At 64.1% G+C, this 21,252-nt stretch carries 19 protein-coding genes; 6 read left to right on the top strand and 13 right to left on the bottom strand.

Annotation, left to right across the window (positions count from 1 at the left end; translation table 11 throughout):
* Nucleotides 1-4: 4 nt before the first annotated feature.
* The 4 genes from IAG25_RS05475 to IAG25_RS05460 all read right to left on the bottom strand — a co-directional run bounded on the left by IAG25_RS05475 (nucleotide 5) and on the right by IAG25_RS05460 (nucleotide 6,154).
* A complete protein-coding gene (locus IAG25_RS05475; protein WP_187603941.1) occupies nucleotides 5-1,984 on the bottom strand; it encodes a PhoX family protein in 1,980 nt (659 codons plus the stop codon).
* A 233-nt stretch (nucleotides 1,985-2,217) separates the two neighbouring features.
* Complete coding sequence (locus IAG25_RS05470) at nucleotides 2,218-3,246, bottom strand: alpha/beta fold hydrolase (RefSeq protein ID WP_187603940.1); 1,029 nt, start codon at nucleotides 3,244-3,246, stop codon at nucleotides 2,218-2,220.
* 54 nt (nucleotides 3,247-3,300) lie between these two features.
* A complete protein-coding gene (locus tag IAG25_RS05465) occupies nucleotides 3,301-4,809 on the bottom strand; it encodes a M81 family metallopeptidase (protein ID WP_187603939.1) in 1,509 nt (502 codons plus the stop codon).
* 31 nt (nucleotides 4,810-4,840) lie between these two features.
* Nucleotides 4,841-6,154, bottom strand: coding sequence for an MFS transporter (locus IAG25_RS05460; RefSeq protein WP_187603938.1), 1,314 nt, complete (start codon nucleotides 6,152-6,154; stop codon nucleotides 4,841-4,843).
* Nucleotides 6,155-6,276: 122 nt separating this feature from the next.
* Between IAG25_RS05460 and IAG25_RS05455 the strand changes: the two genes are divergently transcribed.
* Complete coding sequence (locus IAG25_RS05455; RefSeq protein WP_187603937.1) at nucleotides 6,277-7,260, top strand: LysR family transcriptional regulator; 984 nt, start codon at nucleotides 6,277-6,279, stop codon at nucleotides 7,258-7,260.
* Here IAG25_RS05455 and IAG25_RS05450 read toward each other — a convergent pair.
* From IAG25_RS05450 to IAG25_RS05420, 7 genes are all read right to left on the bottom strand, one after another.
* The gene (locus IAG25_RS05450) at nucleotides 7,202-8,452 is read right to left on the bottom strand and encodes an MFS transporter (protein WP_255503543.1); all 1,251 of its coding nucleotides are present in this window, start codon (nucleotides 8,450-8,452) and stop codon (nucleotides 7,202-7,204) included. The genes IAG25_RS05455 and IAG25_RS05450 overlap by 59 nt on opposite strands.
* 52 nt (nucleotides 8,453-8,504) lie before the next feature.
* Nucleotides 8,505-9,155 carry a hypothetical protein gene (locus tag IAG25_RS05445; protein ID WP_187603936.1) on the bottom strand — a complete coding sequence of 217 codons (651 nt, stop codon included), beginning with the start codon at nucleotides 9,153-9,155 and terminating at the stop codon, nucleotides 8,505-8,507.
* Between the two features lie 49 nt (nucleotides 9,156-9,204).
* Nucleotides 9,205-11,484 (bottom strand): EAL domain-containing protein, encoded by a 2,280-nt coding sequence (locus IAG25_RS05440; protein ID WP_187603935.1) that lies wholly within the window; start codon nucleotides 11,482-11,484, stop codon nucleotides 9,205-9,207.
* Nucleotides 11,485-11,609: 125 nt separating this feature from the next.
* Nucleotides 11,610-12,248, bottom strand: coding sequence for a Vgb family protein (locus IAG25_RS05435; RefSeq protein ID WP_187603934.1), 639 nt, complete (start codon nucleotides 12,246-12,248; stop codon nucleotides 11,610-11,612).
* A 36-nt stretch (nucleotides 12,249-12,284) separates the two neighbouring features.
* On the bottom strand, nucleotides 12,285-13,505 hold the full coding sequence (locus IAG25_RS05430) for a helix-turn-helix domain-containing protein (protein ID WP_187603933.1): 1,221 nt from the start codon (nucleotides 13,503-13,505) through the stop codon (nucleotides 12,285-12,287).
* On the bottom strand, nucleotides 13,493-13,837 hold the full coding sequence (locus IAG25_RS05425; RefSeq protein ID WP_187603932.1) for a hypothetical protein: 345 nt from the start codon (nucleotides 13,835-13,837) through the stop codon (nucleotides 13,493-13,495). Before IAG25_RS05425 ends, IAG25_RS05430 begins: the two co-directional genes overlap by 13 nt.
* Before the next feature lie 42 nt (nucleotides 13,838-13,879).
* Nucleotides 13,880-14,878 carry an FUSC family protein gene (locus tag IAG25_RS05420; RefSeq protein WP_187603931.1) on the bottom strand — a complete coding sequence of 333 codons (999 nt, stop codon included), beginning with the start codon at nucleotides 14,876-14,878 and terminating at the stop codon, nucleotides 13,880-13,882.
* Between the two features lie 168 nt (nucleotides 14,879-15,046).
* Between IAG25_RS05420 and IAG25_RS05415 the strand changes: the two genes are divergently transcribed.
* The 4 genes from IAG25_RS05415 to IAG25_RS05400 all read left to right on the top strand — a co-directional run bounded on the left by IAG25_RS05415 (nucleotide 15,047) and on the right by IAG25_RS05400 (nucleotide 19,517).
* Nucleotides 15,047-15,811, top strand: coding sequence for a COG4705 family protein (locus tag IAG25_RS05415; RefSeq protein WP_222946419.1), 765 nt, complete (start codon nucleotides 15,047-15,049; stop codon nucleotides 15,809-15,811).
* 20 nt (nucleotides 15,812-15,831) lie between these two features.
* Complete coding sequence (locus IAG25_RS05410; protein ID WP_187603929.1) at nucleotides 15,832-16,236, top strand: histidine kinase; 405 nt, start codon at nucleotides 15,832-15,834, stop codon at nucleotides 16,234-16,236.
* Nucleotides 16,237-16,441: 205 nt separating this feature from the next.
* Nucleotides 16,442-17,998 carry a methyl-accepting chemotaxis protein gene (locus IAG25_RS05405; RefSeq protein ID WP_187603928.1) on the top strand — a complete coding sequence of 519 codons (1,557 nt, stop codon included), beginning with the start codon at nucleotides 16,442-16,444 and terminating at the stop codon, nucleotides 17,996-17,998.
* A gap of 121 nt (nucleotides 17,999-18,119) precedes the next feature.
* Nucleotides 18,120-19,517 (top strand): MFS transporter, encoded by a 1,398-nt coding sequence (locus IAG25_RS05400; protein ID WP_187604483.1) that lies wholly within the window; start codon nucleotides 18,120-18,122, stop codon nucleotides 19,515-19,517.
* A 179-nt stretch (nucleotides 19,518-19,696) separates the two neighbouring features.
* Here IAG25_RS05400 and IAG25_RS05395 read toward each other — a convergent pair whose 3' ends face one another.
* Both IAG25_RS05395 and IAG25_RS05390 read right to left on the bottom strand, forming a co-directional pair.
* Complete coding sequence (locus IAG25_RS05395; RefSeq protein WP_187604482.1) at nucleotides 19,697-19,897, bottom strand: transposase DNA-binding-containing protein; 201 nt, start codon at nucleotides 19,895-19,897, stop codon at nucleotides 19,697-19,699.
* A 101-nt stretch (nucleotides 19,898-19,998) separates the two neighbouring features.
* Nucleotides 19,999-20,316 (bottom strand): winged helix-turn-helix transcriptional regulator, encoded by a 318-nt coding sequence (locus IAG25_RS05390; RefSeq protein ID WP_187603927.1) that lies wholly within the window; start codon nucleotides 20,314-20,316, stop codon nucleotides 19,999-20,001.
* Nucleotides 20,317-20,438: 122 nt separating this feature from the next.
* Between IAG25_RS05390 and IAG25_RS05385 the strand changes: the two genes are divergently transcribed.
* Nucleotides 20,439-21,077 carry a glutathione binding-like protein gene (locus IAG25_RS05385; RefSeq protein WP_187603926.1) on the top strand — a complete coding sequence of 213 codons (639 nt, stop codon included), beginning with the start codon at nucleotides 20,439-20,441 and terminating at the stop codon, nucleotides 21,075-21,077.
* Nucleotides 21,078-21,252 lie beyond the last annotated feature (175 nt).

The following is a 21,252-nucleotide window of genomic DNA, read 5'->3' as shown; positions in this document are numbered from 1 at the left end:
TTTATCAGCTCAGCTTGATCGACGCCGGATCGGCGGTCAGATAACCGACTGCCGCGCCGAAGCGATCCTTGTAGTTCGCGCGGATAAGCGGATCGAGCGTCGCCTGAACCTTGCCATGCAGCGCCGCTTCCCAGTCGCCCGCGTGCTGGAAGTTGCTCATGATGTAGGTCCAGCCGTTGATCTCGTCGACCGCGTGCAGACCCGTCGATTCAGCTCCCGAAGGCGCGGACAGAATCCGCGACAGCGTTTTCGTATCGACGTTGTACGCCCACAGGAAATTGTTGACGTGCGCGCCGCTGTCCTCGCCGATGAATAGCGTGCGCAGCTTCTCCGAGAACTTGACGTTGTCCGGATTCGCGACGCGCTCCGGGTTCGCGAGATTGCCGAGCGTATCGGACGAAATATCCTCGCCGACGAGCGCAGCGGGCGCGGCCATATCGACCGGCACCCATTCGCTGTCGATCGCCGCGCCGCCGAGATCGCGCTGTCCAGCCTTCAGGTTGAACGCGTAGACTGCCCCGGCGGTGATGGCGCGATCGACGGCGATGTCCGTCGAATGCGCGTCGCCCTTCACCATCGACTTGACGATCTGCGACATCGCCGAATAGACGATCTTGTCCTTCGCGTTGACCGTCGTGCCTTCGAGCTTCGTGAAGCACATGCTCGCGCCGCGCAGCGCGGCGTAGCGGTGCGTCTCCAGGAACGCGGCCGCCTTCTCCATGCCGGGCTTGATGCGAATCCAGTTGAACTTGCCGCCGAAGTGGATGCGCGTGTAGCTCGCATCCAGCGTCGGGCCGACCTTTTCGTCGTTGACGACGTCCATGATGTCGGCGATCGTCAGCGTGTTGGCGAGATTCTCGATCTCGTCGCTGGTTGCGTGACCGAGGTTGAGCCACGTGAGCGTGGCCGAACCCGCGCCCGCCGACGACGTCTGCGCGCACTTCGCGACGTACAGCGTGCCCGCGGAAAGATCGGCCTCCTTGTCGGCGACGAACATGAAGACGCCGCCGTTGGTGGCGTCGTCGCCCATCATCACGGTGCGCTTGTCGGGGAGCACCTGAATCAGTTCGTGCGAGATGCGGCCGAGGCAATAGTGCTTCTTGATCGTGCCGGTGCCGTCGGGATGCACGGTCACTTCGGGCACATGGCCGTAGTGATACGGGCGCGCTTTCGTCTCGTCGCCGTAGAGATTCTTGCTGTAGGCCTTGAGCTGCGCATCCGTCGATGAAATCGCCGCATCCGGCTCGTACTCTTCGCTCGACAGATGCGTGTTCCACGGCGACAGGCTCGCGCCGCACGTGATCCACAGGCCATTCGCCTTCGACGTATCGACGTTCGCGTAGCTCACGAGCGAGAGCTTGCCGGTCGCCGGATCCTGATCGAGCGTGAGCACGGCGATCGGCGACGGCAGGCGCCCGTACATGCTGGCCGCGCTCTGATCGCGCGTCGTGTATTCGAACTGCACGACCGCGAACACGGCGTTGCCCTTCACGCCCTTCACCGTCGGATTGTCGATTTTGATGAGCGACGTCCCGTCCGGACAATCCGAGAAGAACTGGCGCTCCTTGCCCGGCGTCGAGCGGTCGATGATCGGCTGATTGGCGATATCGAAGTAGCCGCCCGCGACGATTGTTCCGCCGGTCGTGTTCGGCACGACATCGCCCGTCATGAAGAACGGCTGATACGCGAGCTTGTACGCGCGGTTGCTGCCGTCGCTGAAGTTCACGGTCATCGTCGAGGCAACCGTGGTCTTGGCCATCGCGCTGGGATCCGCGAGCGTCGGCGCGGCCATGCCGGTGAACGTCGCCGTGGTGAAGGCGGCTGTCGGCGCGGGTGCGGTCGCGGGCGTGGCTGCGTTGCTGTCGCTGCCGCCGCATGCGGTGGCGAGCAGCGAAGCGGTGGCCGCGCCGCCGAGCGGCAGCATCGGCGCGCCGGCGAGAATCTTGAGGGCTTTGCGGCGGGAAAGGTCGAGTCGCTGCGCCATGTGTGGTTTCAAGTCCTTGATTGTGGGTTTGTACCGGCGATGAAAGTCCCTGCTTCAGGCCATTGCGGCCTGATGCGCCGGTTGACGCGCTACTTTAGGAAATGAATGTGAAATGCGTTTGACAGGCTGATGTAATTGTTTGGTTTATTGCCTGAAAGCGTGGGAAGGTTCGATTCGAGGTCGCGGGCGGCCGCGCCGCGCCCGCCCGCACAGTCAGAAACGCGGCGCCGCGCTCACATCCGGTCGGCTTCGATCACCGCATCCGCGAAAGCCTTGGGCGCTTCCTGCGGCAGATTGTGGCCGATGCCGCCCGCGACATTCCGATGCTTGTACTTGCCGGTGAACTTCTTCGCATACGCCGACGGATCGGGATGCGGCGCGCCGTTGGCGTCGCCTTCCATCGTGATCGTCGGCACGCCGATGGTCGGCGCGGTCGCGAGACGCTGCTCCAGCGCGTCGTATTGCGCCTCGCCCTGCACGAGCCCGAGACGCCAGCGATAGTTGTGAATCACCACCGCGACGTGATCGGGATTCTCGAACGATTTCGCCGAGCGGTCATAGGTCGCGTCATCGAATTTCCATTTCGGCGATGCGAGTTGCCAGATGAGCTTGTTGAAATCGTGACGGTTCGCTTCGTAACCCGCCTGGCCGCGATCCGTCGCGAAGTAGAACTGATACCACCACGCGAACTCGGCCTTCGGCGGCAGCGGCGCGCGATTCGCCTGCTGGCTGCCGATCAGATAGCCGCTCACGGAGACCATCGCCTTGACGCGCTCGGGCCACAGCGCCGCGATGATGTTCGCGGTGCGCGCGCCCCAGTCGAACGCGCCGAACGTCGCTTGCTGAATCTTGAGCGCGTCCATCAGCGCGATGATGTCCACCGCGATCACCGCTTGCTGGCCGTTGCGCGGCGTGTCGGCGGAGAGAAAGCGCGTCGATCCGTAGCCGCGCAGATACGGCACGATCACGCGATAACCCTGCGCGGCGAGCAACTGCGTGACTTCGGCGAAGCTGTAGATGTCGTACGGCCAGCCGTGCACGAGGATCACCACGGGACCGTTCGCCGGGCCCGCTTCCGCATAGCCGACGTTGAGCGCGCCCGCATCGATCTGGCGGATCTGGGCGAAGCCGGCAGGCGGCTTCGCGGGTGCGGCGGTCTGGGCATGAACGAGGTCGCTCAACCCGAGCTGCATGACGCCGACGCTCGCGATCGTCGTGCCGAGAAAACGGCGGCGCCATGTGTTGATCTGATCATCCGGCATAGTGGGATTCTCCTTTCTTCGACGTATTCAATGAGCGGAAATTAGCGCGATCGATCATGCGGCCGATGCGCGCAACGCGGCAAGCGTCGGTCCGAGCGGGCGCACGCGCATGCGCGCATCGAGATTGCGCCACGGCAGATCGGCCGGATCGGCGGCCATCGGACCGGGCGACTTCGCGACGAGTATGCGCGCCGCGATCGGTTCGAAATCGGCGCGAAAATGCACCGAGCTCTTGTTCACCAGAATCTTCATGCGTTCTGGCTCGATGCCCGCGACGCGAAAGAGATTGCGGTCGAACACCTGCATCTTGATGCTGCTCACCGCGATGCGCACGCCACCGATGCGCAGGCACGCGGTCGGCCCGAGTTCGCCCGACATGCCGTTGAGCATCGGGCCATCGAAGCGAAAGCGCCCATCCGACAGATACTCGACTTCGAACTCGCCTTCAAGCGGCGCGTCGCCCGGCACGTTCGAGCCGCCGCCGAGCGCGAGCGCGATACGCGCGCCGACGCCCGCGCGATGTGCAGCCCGCGCCGCCTGCTCGTCCCAGATCACGCCCACCGCAGCGTCGCGCGCGTCGTTGCGCAATAGCGCGCGGACCATGCCCATCGTGTTCGAGTCGCCGCCGACGCCGGGGTTGTCCTGCGTATCCGCAATGATCACGGGCTTCGTCGCGTCGCGGCTCGCATCGATCGCTTCGCGCGCGGCTTCGTCGGGCGAAAGAAACGGCACGTCCCAGCGGGCTTCGTCGTTCACGAGCGTCGTGTAGAGCGCATCGACGGCTGCGTCGGCGGCTTGCTGATCGAGCGCGTAGCCCCAGAACACCGGGCCGCATTCGTCGAAGTCCGACGCGGGAAAGCCCGGCGCGAACGACAGCGACACGACATCATCCCTTTCGAGCGATTCGAGCGTGCCGTACATGCCGCGCGCCGGCTCGACGAGCGTGCACATGCCGTTCACCGGAATCAGGAAGGGGACGCGACGCATCGCGCGCTTGAACGGCCTCGCATGTTCGATTCGCTTTGCCAAAAGATGCGCCGCGCGCAGGCCGGTTTCCGCCATATCGACGTGCGGATACGTGCGATACGCGACGAGCGCATCCGCGAGTTCGACCATGCGCGCGGTGACGTTCGCATGAAGATCGAGCGACACGACGAGCGGCATGTCATCGCCGACGATGCCGCGCACGCGCGCCAGCAACTCGCCTTCGCCGTCGTCGAGATGCTCGGTGACCATCGCGCCGTGCAGATCGAGATAGATCGCATCGAAGCCGCCCGCGCGAATTCGATCGACGATCGCGCCCGCGATGCGCTCGTACGCATCTTCCGTCACATGCGCCGATGCGCTCGCGCCCGCCCAGATCACGGGAATCAGTTCGTGCCCATTCGCCTCGGCCCACTGAATGAAACCGCCGATCGGCACGTTCACGTCGCGCAGCTTCAGCACATCGTCGCCGTGGGCCATCGGCGGAAATCCTTCGCCCTGGATGAAGCTCTGATAGCTCGCCTTCGTCGGCGCAAAGGTGTTCGTTTCGTGCTGGAATCCTGCGATCAAAATCTTCATGATCGTTGTCCTTGAAAGTGTCGGTTGATGTTCAGGCAGTGCGCGCCTCGGCCGCTGCGACCCTGCGCCTGTTCGAGAGAATCAGCACGCATGAGAGCGCCGCCATGCACGCCATCACGACGAGGCCGCCGTTCGTGCTCCCGGTCGCCGACTTCACCCAGCCGATCATCGCCGGCCCCCAGAAGCCGCCCGACAGGCCGATCGTGTTGATGAGCGCGATGCCGCCCGCCGCGGCCGGGCCGGAAATCGTTTCGGACGGAATCGCCCAGAAGACCGTGTAGGCCATCCACATACAGGCCGTGGCGAGCGTGAGCAGCGTGAGCGTGGCGACGAGATTGCCCGATGCATACGGCGTCATCACCAGCAGCGCGGCGGCGGCGAGCGCGGGCAGCGCGCTGTGATAGCGGCGCTCGCCGACCTTGTCGGAGCGTCGTGCTGCCGCGTACATCGCGATCGCGGCGGCGACATAGGGAATCGCGGCGTACCAGCCGAGATGCATCGTGTCGCTCACGCCTTGCTCCTTGATGAGCGTCGGCAACCAGAAGCTGATCGCGTAGATCGGGAAGATGATGCAGAAGTACGCGATCGCCAGCAGATAGATGCGCGGATTCTTCGCGATTTCCCTGAACGAATCGATACGATGCGACGCGCCGCCATGACCGCCGACTTCCGCATCGACGAGACGCCGCTCGTCCTCTGTCAGCCAGCGCGCATCGGCGGGACGATTGGCGAGCACGCGCCACACGAGCGCACCCAGCGCGATGCACGGCAGGCCCTCGACGAGAAACATCCACTGCCAGCCGGCCAGTCCGCCGACGCCCGCCAGCGACGAGATCAGCCACGCCGAGAGCGGCCCGCCGACGACGCCGCCGAGCGGCCCCGCGACGAACACGAGCGCGATCGCGCGCGCCATGCGCTTCGGTCCGTACCAGCACGAGAGGTAATAGATCATGCCCGGCGCGAAGCCCGCTTCGAAGACGCCGAGCAGGAAGCGCATCGCGTAGAAGGCGGGCACGTTACGCACGAAGAGCATGCACGCCGACGTAATGCCCCACAGCACGAGAATGCGGCTGAACGTGCGGCGCGCGCCGATCTTCGGCAGCATCAGGTTGCTCGGAATTTCGAACAGCACGTAGCCGATGAAAAAGATCCCGGCGCCGACGCCATACGCCGCATCGGAGAAGCCGAGATCGCTTTGCATCTGAAGTTTCGCGAAGCCCACGTTCACGCGATCCAGATACGCGAACATGTAGCACGCGATGAGCAGCGGCAGGAGCCGCCAGTTGATTCTGCTGTAGAGCGCCGAAACGGCATCGCCGCCTCGCAGGGTCTGTATCGTCGACATCCGCGTCTCCTGGTTTGTCTCCCCCTTATCGGGTAAGGCGATGTTGAGCGCGTGCGACTGTACTGGCAAGAGCAACTAAGTTCACGTATCGTTGCTCTGTGAGCAACACGGAGCCGATGACGATGCGCGAGATCAATCAGCAGCGCCTGCGCTATTTTCATGAAGTGCTGTCGCACGGCACGATTCGCGGGGCGGCGGATCATCTGAATACGTCGCCGTCGGTGATCGCGCGGCAGATCAAACTGCTCGAAGACGAACTCGACACGAGGCTCTTCGAGCGCGAGCCGCGCGGCGTGCGGCCGACCGAGGCGGCATTTCATCTGCTCGAATTCTGGCGCGGCTATCGCTCGCAGCAGGAGAAGCTCGAGGACCAGTTGCATGCGTTGAAGGGATTGCAGCAAGGCCAGATCCGGCTCGCGGTGAGCGAAGGCTATGTCGATACGCTCGTCGACGACGTGCTCGCGCCGTTCTGCGCGCGCTATCCGCGCCTCGAAATCGACATGCAGATGCTCGCCGTCGACGATCTGCTGGAAGAAGTCGCGCAAAGCCGCGCGCATATCGGCCTTGCGTACAATCCGCCGCCGCACGAGCGCATCGAGAGTCGCGCGAGCTCGCCGCAGCCGGTCGTGCTGCTCGCGCGGCGCGATCATCCGCTGGCGCTGCGCGGCGGCGTCGCGCGCATTCGCGATCTGCTCGACTATCCGCTCGCGCTGATGCCGCCCAGTTTCGGCATCGGCCATGTCGTGAAGATGCTGGAGACGACCGACAACCTCGCGATCCGCCCGACGCTCACGACGAACTCGCTCGGCGCGCTGAAGCGCTTTGTCGCCGCGGAGAATTTCATGACGCTGATCGGCGAGTTCGCCGCGTATCGGGAGCTGGCGAGCGGCGAGCTGACGACGATCCCGATCGCGCATCCGCTCTTCGAAAGCGCGCAGGCGAAGCTGCTCGTGAAGACCGGGCGTCCGCTCGCGGCGGGACCGCAGGAATTGCTCGACTGGATTCTCAGGCGGATGCCGATGTTCGCTCATCCGCCCACGGCGAGCGTCAAACGAGCGCGCCCTCGGGCACGCCGGAAAGACGCGCCGCCGGCGAAACCGCGATGATCCACGCCTGCACGACGAAGCCCGCCGCCGCCGCGACAAGGCACGGCGCCATGCCGAAGCGCGCGCTGATCGCCGCGCCGAGCAGCGCGCCCAGCGGACGCGCGCCGTAAGTCGCCGTGCTGTTGAGCGCCGAGACGCGCCCCATCATGTTCGCGGGCGTGATGGCCTGGCGCAGCGTCGTCGAGCCGACGGTCCACAAAATCGGCCCCGCGCCCAGCAGGAAGAAGCTCGATGCCGCGAGCCAGAACGACGGCACCGCGAGCGTTCCGACCATCACGAGCGATGCGGCCAGCCCGCAAAACGGCCCGACGAGCAGCATGCGTCCGAACGCAATGCGCCGCGCCACGGCCGGCGCCGCGAGCGCGCCGCACACCATGCCGACGCCATACGCGCCGAGCGTCACGCCCACCGCCGACGCGCTCAGGCCGAGCCGCTGCACCGCATACGGCACATAAACCGATTGCAACGTGAAGAAGCCGATGTTGAAGAACACGGCGGTGGCGAGCATCGGGCGCAGCAGCGCATCGCGGCCGACGAAACGCGCGCCTTCGCGCAATTCGATCAGGAAATGACGCGCGGCGGCGCTCCGGCGCGGCGGTTCGCGCAATCCCGCGAGCATCATCGCCGCTGCCGCCGACAAGCCCGCCGCGCAGCCATAGGCCCAGCCCGCGCCGATCCATCCGACGATCAGCCCGCCCAGCGCCGGCCCCGCCGAATACGCGACGCTGCGCGCCAGCTCGATGCGCCCGTTCGCCGAGGGCAGCGCGGCGCGTTCGACCAGCGCCGGCACGAGCGCGGGCGCGGCGACGTTGTAGGCGACCGTGCCCGTCGCGCCGAGAAAGCCCAGCAGCGCGAGCAGCGGCAGCGTCAATGCGTGCGCGAACACGAGCAGCAGCACGCAGGCCATCGCGAGCGCGCGGGCGCATTCGGCCGTGGCCATCAACGTGCGGCGCGAGCGGCGATCCGCGATCACGCCGAGTGGAATCGACAGCAGCAGAAACGGCAGCGTCTGCGCACTCTGCAACAGACCGATATCGACCGCCGACGCGCCGAGCGCGAACACGGCGGCGAGCGGCGCGGCGGCAAGGCCGATCTGCTCCGCCGATTGCGCGAGCAGGTTCGACCAGGCGAGGCGTTGGAAGGAAGCGGGGAAGCGCATCGACGTGGCTCCGTGACGGATGAGATAGCTCATCGTCACGGATGCGGCGCGCGCCGGCACTCCAGTTCTTGCGCTGTGATTCGCGTTACTGCGGCGTGGCGTCGAGCTTCGCCTTCTCCGTCGCGATCTGATCGGCGATCTTTGCCGCGAGATCGTCGAGCGAGGAGATGGATTCGGCCGTGTTGATCACGAAGCGCGCCGCCGCGCCGTAGGGCTTGGGCGCTGCCGCCGATTTCTGCCCCTTAAGCTCGCTGCTCGTGTCGATCTGCGTGAGCGGCGCATCCGGGCTCGCGGCGAGATTGGCGAGCTGCACGGTGACATGCGTGTTGGGCTTCTTGTCCGACGAACCCATCGACGGCAACGCGGAGCCGAATCCCGACGTCAGCGTTTCGTCGAATTCGCCGGTCACGAGCCAGCCCGAAGTCGGCGGCGGCGAATCCGCCGTCATGTGACACGCGCCGATGCCCTTCGCGGCGAGCTTGCTGACGATGCCTTCGGCCAGCGCCGATGCGTTCTGATCCACCTTCATCGTGTTGCGCGCGGAACGCAGCCGCGAGCCGAGAAAACGCGACGAGCCGCCTTCCTTGCTGACCGGCGTGAAATCGCGAACCTGAACCAGCTTTCCTGGGTTCGCGTCGTTCGCGCCCGGACACGGCGGCGCGGCATCGGCGAGCGCGAGCATGCTGATCGAAAAGCCGAACACGGCCAGCGAAACGCGTAAGGATGAAGTGTTCATCGGTTGTCTCCGGCTCGCATGCGCGAGTGTCGCGATGATAACGCCGGTGTCAGCGCAGCGCCGCGGCTTCTTCCGCGCCGGCCTGCGCCATCAGATTCGCGAGCGGCACGGGACGGCTGAGCAGGAAGCCCTGCACCTTGTCGCAGTTCATTTCGCGCAGCGTATCGAGTTGCTCCTGTGTCTCGACGCCTTCCGCGACCACGGTTACGCCGAGCTTGTGCGCGAGATCGATCACGCCTTCGACGACCGTGCGCACCATCGCGTCCGTCGCGATGTTGTCGACGAAGGATTTGTCGAGCTTCAGCACGTCCGGCCGGAAACGCGCGAAGTAGCTGAGGCTCGAATAGCCCGTGCCGAAATCGTCGATGGCGATGCGCACGCCCATCGCACGCACGTTCGAGAGCACTTCCTGCGCGTCGTCGACATTGTCGATCAGCGCGGATTCGGTGATCTCCAGCGTGATGCGGTTCGAATCGATGCAGCCGCGCCGGATCGCGTGTCTGAGCACGGAGACGAGGCGCGGATCGCGGAACTGTTTCGGCGACACGTTGAGCGCCACCGAACACGCCTGCGGCAGCGCGAGCGCGAGTTGCGACGCGGCCTGCACGGCCTCGCGAATGACCCAGTGCCCCGCTTCGACGATGAGCGCGCTCTCTTCCAGCACCGGCACGAACGCGCCGGGCGCGAGCAGCCCGAGCTGCGGATGATCCCAGCGCAAGAGCGCCTCGACGCCGACGAGCTCGCCCGAATCCACGCGATACTGCGGCTGATAATGCAGCACGAACTGATTCTCGCGGATCGCGCCGTGCAGTTCGGCTTCGAGATGCGCGCGCGCGAGATCGTCCTTCTCGCGATCGCCGAACACGCGGAACGTGTTGCGGCCCGCGCGCTTCGCTGCGTACATCGCCATGTCGGCGCTGATGAAGAGCGCTTCGGGTGTACGCCCGTGCTCCGGATAGAGCGCGACGCCGATCGAGCAGGTCATCGTCAGGCTCTTGCATTCGATCTTGATCGGACGATGGCAGGCGAGCGAGAGCTTGCGGCACGCGCGCGCGATGCTTTCCTGTTCGAAGACGCCCGGCAGGATCACCGTGAACTCGTCGCCGCCCGGACGCGCCGCCACGGCGCCTTCGGGCAGCGTTTCCTGAATGCGCCGCGCGATCGTGCGCAATACCGCATCGCCGGCGATATGGCCCGCCGTGTCGTTGATGGACTTGAAGCGATCGATATCGATGAAGAGATACGCGAACGGCGCGCCCCCTTCGCAGCGTTTCAGGAGCGCGTCCATCATCGCGTTGCGGTTGGAGAGGCCGGTGAGGCTGTCGGTGTTCGCGAGCCGATGCAGTTCCTGAAGACGCTGGCGCTCGTCGGTGGCATCCACGCACACGCTCACGACGCGCGACACCACGCCGTCCTCGGTCACCGGATAGATATCCGCGCGAACCCAGCGCGTGCGGTCGTGCGGCAGGCACAGACGGAAATAGCTCTGCGTCGCGGCGCCCGTGTTCAGCGCCGTGCGCATTTCGTCGCGCAGCGCGGGCAGATCGTCGGGATGCACGCGCTGCGACCACGCGGTCTGATCGGCTTCGAGCGCGGACATCGGCATTTCCCACATGCGTTCGAACGCGGAACTCACGTGCAGCAGCTCGCGGAAATCGCGCGTCGCGGTCCAGAAGACGGCATCGACGTGATCTTCCATATCCTTCTGCACGCGCGCATTGCCGCGCAGTTCGTCGATGAGATTCACTTCCGCGGTGATGTCGCGCGATTTGCACAGCACGGCCGTGACCTTGCCATGCTCGCCGTAGACCGGCGCAAATGTCGATGTCCACCATTTCAGCTTGCCGTTCATCGTGCGGCAGGTGCCGGAAAACGACGTCGATTCACCCGCTTTCGCGCGCTCGAAGGCCTGCCGCGCATCGGGACCGTCCCAGAGCGCGAGCCAGTCGATGCCGACAAGATCTTCGGCGCAGTCCGCTTCGATGAGACGCCTGCCGACATCGGAAATGCACATGATGCGGCCTTCGAGCGAGAGCAGCTTGAGGCAGTCCTCGGCGATGGAAAGCAGCCCATGCGCGACTTGCCGCGCGACGAAGATCTGACGATTCGTCACCTGCATGCGATGCACGACGATCGTCGCGCCGAAGACGAGCGCGGCGAGCAGCACGTTCCACGGCAGCGGCACGAAGAAGGTGCCGCACGCCGCGATGAGCACGCCGAGCGGAGCGAGACCGAGCCCATCGAAACGACGTGCGTGTTCGATGTACGGCAGGTTCCTGGCGACGTTCTCGCCGATGGTCCCGAGGAAATCGTTGGCGCCTCTCTGCACCTTTCTGGCCCTGTTCTAATGATGGCTTTGATCGGTGTTTATCGGCGTGAGGGAGGAAGTCTTTAGTAAGGAACGCGGCGGCGGCGATCGCCGCGCCGTGTCGCAACATCAGACGAAAGCCGTGTTCAGCCGCGCTTCGGCTTGCGCACGGCCCGCACCTTTCCCGTGCGCCCGCCGCCGCAGAAAAAGCGCTCATGTCCGTCGGATTCCAGCCCGGACACGCCCATTCCTTCGGGCATCTCCAACCGCTCGATGACCTCGCCCGATTGCGGATCGATATGCCGCAGCTCGCTCTCGTCGCCTTCCCAGGTGGCGTGCCAGAGTTCGCCGTCGATCCACGTCACGCCCGTGACGAAGCGATTCGACTCGATGGTGCGCAGGATCGCGCCGTTGTCCGGATCGATCTGATGGATCTTGCGTTCGTTGTATTGCCCGACCCAGAGCGTACCCTCGGCCCACGCGAGGCCGGAGTCCGCGCCGCCGCCCGGCGCGGGAATCGTCGAGAGTACGCGTCCTGTCTTCGGATCGATCTTCTGGATGCGGTCCTCGGCGATCTGGAACAGATGCTCGCCATCGAATGCCGTGCCCGCATGCGCCGCGATGTTCAGCGAGCGCTCTTTCCTGCCGCTGTCCGGATCGAAGGCATTGAGCGTGTCGCCCGCCGCGAACCACACGCGCTCGCCGTCCCAGGTGACGCCGTGCACCCCTTCGACATCCGGAAAAGGCCCGTATTCACGGATGATTTCAGCCTTTGCGCGTTTCATTTCACCGTCCTCCTGATGATTGATCGTGCGTTCATGCTAATCACTCGCGAGCCCGACGGGGAGTAACAAGGTCGTCGTGAATCCGGGCATCGGCGGCGTGGTCCAGCGGCGCGCGCGACCGCGTCCGAACGATTGCACCTTGCCGCTCGCGGCGAGCGCATCGAGCGAGCGCTGCACCGTGCGCTGGCTCGCACCGAGCGCGATCGCGAGCGCCGAGCTCGACCACGATTCGCCATCGGCGAGAAACGCGAGCAGCGGCGCGTACTCGTCCTCGACGGGCAGCGCGAGCACCGCCACCTCGCGCGCATGACGCGGCTTCAGCACGAAGCCGCGCGAAGTGGCATCGATGCCCGCGTGCGCGCGCAGCATCGTGCGCAGCCTGCCCATCTCGACGCGCAGCCGCGCGCGATGCGTCTCGTCCGCTTCCCTGATGCGAAACGCCCGCAGAATCAGCGCATCGCGCGGCGCGTCGTGTGGCCATGCCTGCGCGAGCATGCGCGCGAGCGTGAAGAGCACGGGACGTGTCGCGAGCGATATCGACGTGCCGTTCTCGCGCACGCACAGACGGCATGCATCGACGACGAAGGTATTCGATGCAAACAGCGCCTCGACCTCTTCGAGCCGGAGCAGCCGCTCGTTGCCGTGTGCGATGAGACGCGCGACGGGCGTGCTGAGGATGCGCCAGGCGCTCTCGACTTCGGCGGCGAGCGCCGGAATGCCTGCTTGCCGCGTGGCTTGTGTCGCGCGTTCGAGCGCGGCGTGCGCCGCTTGCGTGTGCAGACGCCGCATCGCGATGCCTGCCGCGATCAGCTCATGCGCGGCCCGCGACGCGGCCGGAAGCGATACCGGATTCAGCCCGGCGAGCATGCGCTCGGCATCGTCGGTCCGTCCGATGAGCAGCGCGCGGCGCACTTCCAGATAGCGCGCATGTGCTGCGTTCACGTGGTCGCCATGCGCTTCGAGAATCGCGCGGGCGTGATCGAGCGTCTTGGCGGGCCACGTGAGATCGCGCGATGCCAACGCGATCTCCGCTTCCGCGACGATGCATCGCGAACGCGCCAGCGCCTCTTTCGTGCCGAACGCACGCGCCGCGCTTTTCACGAGCGCGCGCGCACGCACGAAGTCGCCGAGCTGCGCCATCGCGATGCCGCGCAACGCGAGCGCACTCGCGTCCTCGCGCAGCGCGATCCGGTTCAGCGCGCCGAGCGGATCACCCGCCGCGAGCGCGCGCGCCGCCGCCGTGATCAGTGAATCCATGCGAATCCCGACACACTTGTCACTCCTTTGCCGTGCATGCCCGCGACTAATCTAACACCGTACTCGACGCGCACCGGACGAACGCAAAGGGATGACATCATGAACGTGCTGACCGCGATCATCGAACGAGAGAGCATGTGCGTTTCACGTCGCCGGTTTGTCGTCGTGGCCGCGCTGGTCTTGCTGGCGGGCGTGATCGTGACCTGCGCGATGTACACGCCGATATCATCGATGAGCGATCTGCCGATGCCCGGCGGCTCGATGCTCTTGCCCGCGTTCACGCCGATGTGCGGGCGCACGTGGCTGCGCGCGGCGGCTGGGTTCGTCGGCATGTGGATCGCGACGATGCTGCCGTCGTTCGCGATAAGCAACCATCAACGCGACAAGCGCCGCGCCACGGCATGCGCGCCGAATACGCACACAATGCCGATCACGCCGCCTGCGAGCACATGCGTGAGCCGCTCGAATGCATCGGCGGCGGACTGGTTCGCCAGCATGATCGCGAGCGCCACGAACACGCATCGGAAGAAATATCCGACGACGTAGCGCTGAAACGCGACGAGCGTGAGGAAGGCCGCGAGCGTCGCGAGCGTGACGGCGATGTCCGAATGCGGTACGACGAACCGTCCGAGCACGATGCCGATCGGCACGCCCACGATCACGCCGAACGCGCGGTTCGCGAGCTTCGTGCGCGCCGTATCGACCGAACCCGTCACGATGCTGGCCGCGCCCCAGATCACCCATTGCGCACGGTCCATGTGCCAGAGCACCACCATCACCGCCGCTATGCCCACGCTCGCGAGCATCGCCGCGAGATCTTCGCCGAAGGGCGCGCGCTCGCCGAAATCGTCGAGATTGGACCAGCGCGCGGCGGGCTTGCCGCGCGAGCGGATATGCGCCGACACCAGCGCCGGAACGAGCGCGACGAGCAGATAAGGCAATGAGGCGGGCACTTCGCGCAACAGCGCATCGATGGTGCGGCCGCCCTGAAGTTCGTTCGCGAGGATGAGCACGGGAACGAAGGTCCAGTTGCCGAGCGCGCGCAATTCCTTGCCGCGCGACACGAGCAGGATCACGCCCGCCGCGAGCAACATGCACGCGACGACGAAGAACACCGGAACCCGTTCGGCAAGCAGCAGAAGATACGTTCCGGCGATGATCGCGAGCCCATGCGCGAGGACACCGAGCGGTCTCAGCGCGAGCCTGTCCTCCCCGATCACGGTGCCGATCGCGAGCAGCGAGGCCTTCATCCACAAGTCGTTGCCGGTTGCGAGCGCGAGCACGACGAACGGCAACAGCGCGATGGTCGCGCGCAGGAGCGGCCAGACCTTGATTTCGTCGGCGAGACGAAGATGCGGTGCGTCGGCGGACATGCTCGGCGATTCCCCTCGTGAGCCCGCATGAAGTTTAGGACGGTTTTCGGGCGGCGGTTGCCTCGCGGTTACCTAAGCGCGCACTAAGTATCGGCGCACACAGTTCGCGATGACGACGCGCGGTGTTCGCGCGCTCGCACCGACACGAGGAGGCGACACATGCCCGCGATGCTCAACAAGGTACCCGAAGTCACGCTCGCATTCTGGATCATCAAGATCATGTCGACGACCGTCGGCGAAACGGGTGCCGACTATCTCGCGGTGAACGCGGGACTCGGTGTCATCGTGACCGATGCGATCACGGCTGCGCTGCTCGCCGCCGCCCTCTTCATGCAGATGCGCACGCGCCGCATGGTGCCGTGGCTCTACTGGCTCACGGTGGTGCTGATCAGTATCGCGGGAACGCAGATCACCGATGCGCTGACCGACAGCGCGGGCGTGAGTCTCTATGCGAGCACCGCGTGCTTCGCCGTGCTGCTCGCCTTCATCTTCGCGATCTGGCATCGCACCGAGCATTCGCTCTCCATACGTTCGATCGACACGCGGCGGCGCGAACTCTTCTACTGGTGCGCGATTCTCTGCACCTTCGCGCTCGGCACCGCGGCAGGCGATCTCGCCACCGAAGCGCTCGGCCTCGGCTTCCCGCTCGGCGTGCTGATCTTCGCCACACTCATTGCGATCACGGGCGCGGCGGCGTTTCTCGGCATGAATCGCGTCGCCGCGTTCTGGATCGCGTACATCCTGACGCGCCCGCTCGGCGCATCGCTCGGCGATCTCATGTCGCAGCCGCGTACTTACGGCGGCATGGGATTCGGCACGATCTACACCAGCGCCCTCTTTCTCGCGATCATCGTCGCGCTCGTCGCCTATGTGACTTATCTCGATCACACGAGCCAGGCACGGCGCCGGCGCGGCGGTTCGCATCCTGCCTGACCTCATCCAAGGAGAAGACCATGAAATCCCGTCATATCGCGGGCGCGGCGCTTTGCGCGGCCGTCGCCATCAGCGCCTTTACAGGCTCGATCACGTCGGCCGGATTCGAACCGATCGGCACGGCGCACGCTGCATCGAAGCTCGGGGACCTGACGCCGTTTCGCACGATCGCCGCCGATACCGCGACGCTCGTCGACAAGGGCGATCTCGCCGGCGCGAAGGCGCGCATCAAGGACCTCGAAGTCTCGTGGGACGAAGCGGAGCCGTCGCTCAAGCCGCGTGCCGCGAGCGACTGGCATGTCGTAGACAAGGCGATCGACCGCGCGCTGGAAGCGCTGCGCGCGAAGACACCGCAGCAAGCAGCCTGTAAACAATCACTCGCCGATTTGCTGACGACATTCGACCGGATCGGCGGCAAACCCTGACCCACAGCGAAAAGGCCCTGTAAACAGGGCTTTTTCTGCGTAAGCGTTTTGAAAAACGTTTTACTTGCTCACTAAATGCTCACTAAAGGACCTTGTCCTGCTGTCGTTATACAGGCCAGCCGATGGATTCCAGCGGCCGCGCAGCAGGCGAAGCATCGCCGCCCGCGCGCTTGCGCCTTCGCGATGCAGCCACCTTGAGAGAGCTATGTTTTCGACAATCAAAGGCCGACTGGCCTTGGCCATGACGCTTCTGAGCGCGCTGCTGATCGCGATCGGCATGGTCGGAGTGATCGGCATGAGCCGGTCCAACGCGGTCACGTACGACCTCTTCACGAATGAAATGCCGAGCGCGGTGTCGGTCGGCGAGGCGGAAATGTTCATGGCGCGCGAGCGCCTCTCGTTCGACCGCGCGGCGCTGAATGTCGGCACGCCCGCGGCGGAAGAAGCGATCGGACGCGGCTCGCTGATGCGCAAAACCTCCGACGACGCATGGACGAAATATTCCGGCCTGCCGCAAGGCCCCGAAGAAAAGGCGCTCGCCGACAAGTTCAACGAGCAGCGTCTCGCGCTGCAAAAGCTGATCGACGCGGGCTATGCCGATGTCCGCGCGAAAGATCAGGCGAAGATCGTCGACGACGCAAGCGCGATGCAGGCCGCCTTCACCGAATTCGCGAAGACGGGCGTCCTGCTGCGCAAGCTGCAATTCGAACAGGCGAAGGCTTCGTATGATCACGGCCAGGAAGTCTTCGGCACGTTTCGCCTCGGCTGCATCGTTGCGATTCTGCTCGGCGTCGCCGCGGCCTTCTATACGTGGATCTCGCTGCGCCGCCGTATTTCGCGTCCGCTCGATGCCGCACTCGCGCAATTCGATGCGATCGCGACCGGCGATCTGCGCCGCAACGTGACGGTGACATCGAACGACGAAATGGGCCAGTTGTTGCGCGGACTTGCGACGATGCAGTCGAGCCTCATCGATACGGTTCGCACGGTGCGCGGCGGCAGCGAATCGATTGCATCCGCGACCAAGCAGATCGCGGCGGGCAACGTGGATCTTTCCTCGCGCACGGAACAGCAGGCGTCGGCGCTTCAGGAAACGGCGTCGAGCATGGATGAGCTGACGGGAACGGTCAAGCAGAACGCCGACAATGCGCGTCAGGCGAGCGTGCTCGCGGCGAACGCGTCGGAGATCGCGGGCAAGGGCAGCCATGTCGTGTCGCAGGTCGTGACGACGATGGGCGAGATCAACCAGAGCTCCTCGAAGATCGCGGACATCATCACGATCATCGAAGGCATTGCGTTCCAGACGAACATTCTTGCGCTGAACGCGGCTGTCGAAGCGGCACGCGCCGGCGAGGAAGGACGCGGCTTCGCGGTCGTGGCGGGCGAAGTGCGCTCGCTCGCGCAGCGTTCGTCGGCGGCGGCGAAGGAGATCAAGGAACTGATCGACAACTCGGTCGAGCGCGTGCAATCGGGCACTGCGCTCGTCGACGAAGCGGGCCGCACGATGACCGAGATCAGCACGGCGGTGCAGCGCGTGACGGACATCATGGGCGAGATCGCGGCGGCTTCGGAAGAGCAAAGCAGCGGCATCCAGCAAGTGGCGCGCGCCGTCACGCAGATGGACGAGGTGACGCAACAGAACGCGGCGCTCGTCGAGGAAGCGGCGGCGGCGGCGCAGTCGCTGGAAGATCAGGCGGGCGCGTTGCGCACGGCGGTGGAGACCTTCCGTCTTCACGACGAAGGCATGCGCGCGGCGGCCTGAAGCACCTTCGCGGTTGGACGATGCGCGGCTCGCGATCCTTCGGGACGCGAGCCGCGTGCTTTTGCGCGAGCCATAACCGCCGGTAATCACCTCATGAGGCGAATTCAATAGACGGCTATCGCTGTTTTCGCGAGACTGCGATGCGTCGGATCGACATGCGGTCCGTCCTCGAACAAGAGCGCAACAAGCCTCGGAGGAGACACACGAGATGCTGCATCGCCCCAGAGTCACACGTTCCGTTCTCGCGCTGATGTGCGCGATGTCGTTCATCATGTATCTCGATCGCGTCAACCTGTCCGCTGCGGCAGGCCTGATACGCGACGACCTTCATCTCACCAATACCGACATCGGCCTCGTGTTCGGTGCTTTCGCTTACACGTATGCGATCTGCCAGGTCATCGGCGGATGGTTCAGCGACCGCTTCGGCGCGAAGACGACGCTCGTGCTGTGCGCATCGATCTGGATCGTCGCGACGATCGCTACGGGCTTCGCGGGCGGTGTCGTGTCGCTGTTCTGTGCGCGCATGTTGCTCGGCGTCGGCGAAGGCGCGGCGTTGCCTGCGCAGGCGCGCGCGCTCGTCAACTGGTATCCGGCAAGCAAGCGCGGTTTCGTGCAGGGCCTCACGCATTCGTTCTCGCGACTCGGCAATGCGCTCACGCCGCCTTTGATCGCGTTGCTCGTCGCGTTCGCTTCGTGGCGTGCGTCGTTCGTGCTGGTCGGCGCGCTGACGGCTGTGTGGGTCGTCGTGTATGCGTGGTACTTCGCGGATAACCCGCGCAAGCATCGGCATATGACGGCCGAGGAAGAAGCCGAGTTGCCGCCTGAAGACAAGGTCGCCGTCGACAAGACGCGCGAGCCGACGCCCTGGGGCCGCCTGCTCAAGCGCATTTCGCCGACGATGATCGTCTACTTCTGCTATGGCTGGACGGGCTGGCTGTTCTTCACGTGGCTGCCGACGTTCTTCATGCACGGACGCGGACTCGATCTGAAGAGTTCGGCGCTCTTTTCGGCGGGTGTGTTTCTGTCGGGCGTCGTGGGCAATACGGCGGGCGGGGTGATTTCGGATCGCATTCTGAAGCGCACGGGCAGTGTGGTTTCGGCGCGTCGCAACATGATCATCGTCGCGTTCCTCGGTGCGCTCGTGTTTCTCGCGCCGGTGATGGTCGTTAAGTCGCTGCCGGTCATGGCGGCGTCGTTGAGCTTGTCGTTCTTCTTTCTGGAGATGACGATCGGGCCGATCTGGGCCGTGCCGATGGACATTACGCCGAAGCACGTCGGGATCGCGAGTGGGCTCGTGAATGCGGGATCTGCTATCGCAGGGATTTTTTCGCCGATCGTGTTTGGGTTTGTCGTCGATCGGACGGGGAGTTGGACGTTGCCTTTTGCAGGGTCGCTTGGGTTGCTCGCTGTTGGGATCGTGATGACGTTTTTTATGCGGCCGGATATCGCGTTGGATCGGGGGGTGGGTTCTGCTTCGGATGATGATGCTGCGCGGGAGGAGTTGGAGTTTGGGAGGTAGGGGTTCTTCGCGTTGGTTGCCGGATCCCGGGTTCGTGTCGGTTTATTGGCACTGCCCCTATGCGGGGCGGCAGTCACTTTCTTTGCTGCTGTGTATCGACCGGAGACATGGGTAAGACATTTAGCCCCTTTTGCCGCGTTCCTTCAAGTCGATGGTATCGATTCGATGATGAGCAAAGTTCAGCTCTGTCGTATCGGCAATACCCAGCACCACCGGCAACTACGCCATGCGCGCCGCGGTGCGATCTCAGTGCGGCTGCGCATGTCGCGCCAGTCGATGCGCTCATCGCACAGAAACCGATATGACGCCATTGTCTCGGCCCAGCGCCAGCACGCGCCTTGGACGCTGGCTGTTGGCCGAGTTGCGAACCGCCTGAGCAGTTACTTCGCCCGCCGATCCCCCTTTAATGCTCCACGTTATGCCACGACCTCGAATTGTGACCATTTGTGTATAACGAGGTGCGCTCTACCACCGACCGCAGTCATCCTCTACTTTTCAACCAAAGCCCAAACTCCTTCATGACGGCAACTACGGGCCGTACTCGCAACCCGTCGTCGGTTAGTCGGTATTCGACTTTCAAGGGTACTTCTGCAAAAACTGTTCGTTTGATGAGACCCTCCTGTTCCAATGCCCTAAGATCAAGCGTCAACATGCGCTGAGAGATGCCGGGCATATCCCTGCGAAGCTCGCTGAAACGTTTGGGTCCGTCAACGAGATACGAGACCAACAATAAGCGCCAACGACCACCGAGCAGCCGCATTGCCTCCTCCACGGAGCACCCACTCACACTGCTTTTCAAAACATCAATCCCTTTTGGTATAAAAATTGTACCTACATGACAAATCGGTTCCTTCTTCCCTTTTTATAGCACATGAGAGATAGTAATACCGTTGCATCAAGTTGATCGTTCAGAGGGACTTCATGAAGTTATACTATTCACCAGGCAGTTGTTCGTTAGCTGTGCATATCGTTATGCAAGAAACTGAAATCGACGCCGAATTGATTCGTGTCGATGCGCGCAAACATGTCATAGAAGGCGGCGGCAGTTTCTATGACGTTACTGATTTGGGTTATGTACCGATACTGGAACTAGACGATGGATCTACCCTACGCGAGGGACCTGTGATCGCGCAATTTCTGGCGGATCAACGGCCGGAAAGTGGCTTGGCTCCGACTAATGGGACAATGGCGCGCTATCGCCTGCAGGAATGGCTCAATTTCTTGACATCAGAAATCCATAAGGGTTACATCCCGCTTCTTTATGCTGTGGCAGCAGGGAAATACGTCGAAACAGCAAAGCCCAAGCTGAAAAGCCGCTTCGAATGGATCGATCGCCAGTTGGATGGACGAAGTCATCTTATGGGCGATTCCTTCACAGTGGCCGATGCCTACCTGTTAGCCCTTACTGGCTGGGGAAAGGCGACATGGATCGACTCGGTCTATCATGCTGATATCGATCTGACGCCCCTTGGTAATTTGCGGTCCTGGTACGAGCGCGTTCGGGCGCGACCTTGCGTTAAAAGGGCAATGGACCTTGAAGGCCTAACGAAGGCTGTTTAATAGTGTAGAAAATTTCAAAGTCCTCGTTCCCAAACCTTCACGCGACGAGTTAATTTCGTCATCGCAACACACGGAGGTCACCGCCGACCTCGATGACATCGTGTGTTAGAGAGATCAAACGAACGATCCGGGGCACCGGATCGTCGCTTCCCAGATGCCGTAAGACCCTCATCCC

Origin of the sequence: Caballeronia sp. EK, assembly GCF_014384845.1 — a bacterium.
GTDB classification, from domain to species: Bacteria; Pseudomonadota; Gammaproteobacteria; order Burkholderiales; family Burkholderiaceae; genus Caballeronia; species Caballeronia jiangsuensis.
Note: the sequence above shows the minus strand (reverse complement) of the source record. Positions and strands in the feature narration are given on the sequence as shown.

What these genes read in the sequence shown, in the direction of transcription:
- IAG25_RS05475 (WP_187603941.1), bottom strand. Translation starts at nt 1,984, where the DNA reads ATGGCGCAGCGACTCGACCTTTCCCGCCGCAAAGCCCTCAAGATTCTC.
- IAG25_RS05470 (WP_187603940.1), bottom strand. Translation starts at nt 3,246, where the DNA reads ATGCCGGATGATCAGATCAACACATGGCGCCGCCGTTTTCTCGGCACG.
- IAG25_RS05465 (WP_187603939.1), bottom strand. Translation starts at nt 4,809, where the DNA reads ATGAAGATTTTGATCGCAGGATTCCAGCACGAAACGAACACCTTTGCG.
- IAG25_RS05460 (WP_187603938.1), bottom strand. Translation starts at nt 6,154, where the DNA reads ATGTCGACGATACAGACCCTGCGAGGCGGCGATGCCGTTTCGGCGCTC.
- IAG25_RS05455 (WP_187603937.1), top strand. Translation starts at nt 6,277, where the DNA reads ATGCGCGAGATCAATCAGCAGCGCCTGCGCTATTTTCATGAAGTGCTG.
- IAG25_RS05450 (WP_255503543.1), bottom strand. Translation starts at nt 8,452, where the DNA reads ATGAGCTATCTCATCCGTCACGGAGCCACGTCGATGCGCTTCCCCGCT.
- IAG25_RS05445 (WP_187603936.1), bottom strand. Translation starts at nt 9,155, where the DNA reads ATGAACACTTCATCCTTACGCGTTTCGCTGGCCGTGTTCGGCTTTTCG.
- IAG25_RS05435 (WP_187603934.1), bottom strand. Translation starts at nt 12,248, where the DNA reads ATGAAACGCGCAAAGGCTGAAATCATCCGTGAATACGGGCCTTTTCCG.
- IAG25_RS05430 (WP_187603933.1), bottom strand. Translation starts at nt 13,505, where the DNA reads ATGGATTCACTGATCACGGCGGCGGCGCGCGCGCTCGCGGCGGGTGAT.
- IAG25_RS05425 (WP_187603932.1), bottom strand. Translation starts at nt 13,837, where the DNA reads ATGCCGACGAACCCAGCCGCCGCGCGCAGCCACGTGCGCCCGCACATC.
- IAG25_RS05420 (WP_187603931.1), bottom strand. Translation starts at nt 14,878, where the DNA reads ATGTCCGCCGACGCACCGCATCTTCGTCTCGCCGACGAAATCAAGGTC.
- IAG25_RS05415 (WP_222946419.1), top strand. Translation starts at nt 15,047, where the DNA reads ATGCTCAACAAGGTACCCGAAGTCACGCTCGCATTCTGGATCATCAAG.
- IAG25_RS05410 (WP_187603929.1), top strand. Translation starts at nt 15,832, where the DNA reads ATGAAATCCCGTCATATCGCGGGCGCGGCGCTTTGCGCGGCCGTCGCC.
- IAG25_RS05405 (WP_187603928.1), top strand. Translation starts at nt 16,442, where the DNA reads ATGTTTTCGACAATCAAAGGCCGACTGGCCTTGGCCATGACGCTTCTG.
- IAG25_RS05385 (WP_187603926.1), top strand. Translation starts at nt 20,439, where the DNA reads ATGAAGTTATACTATTCACCAGGCAGTTGTTCGTTAGCTGTGCATATC.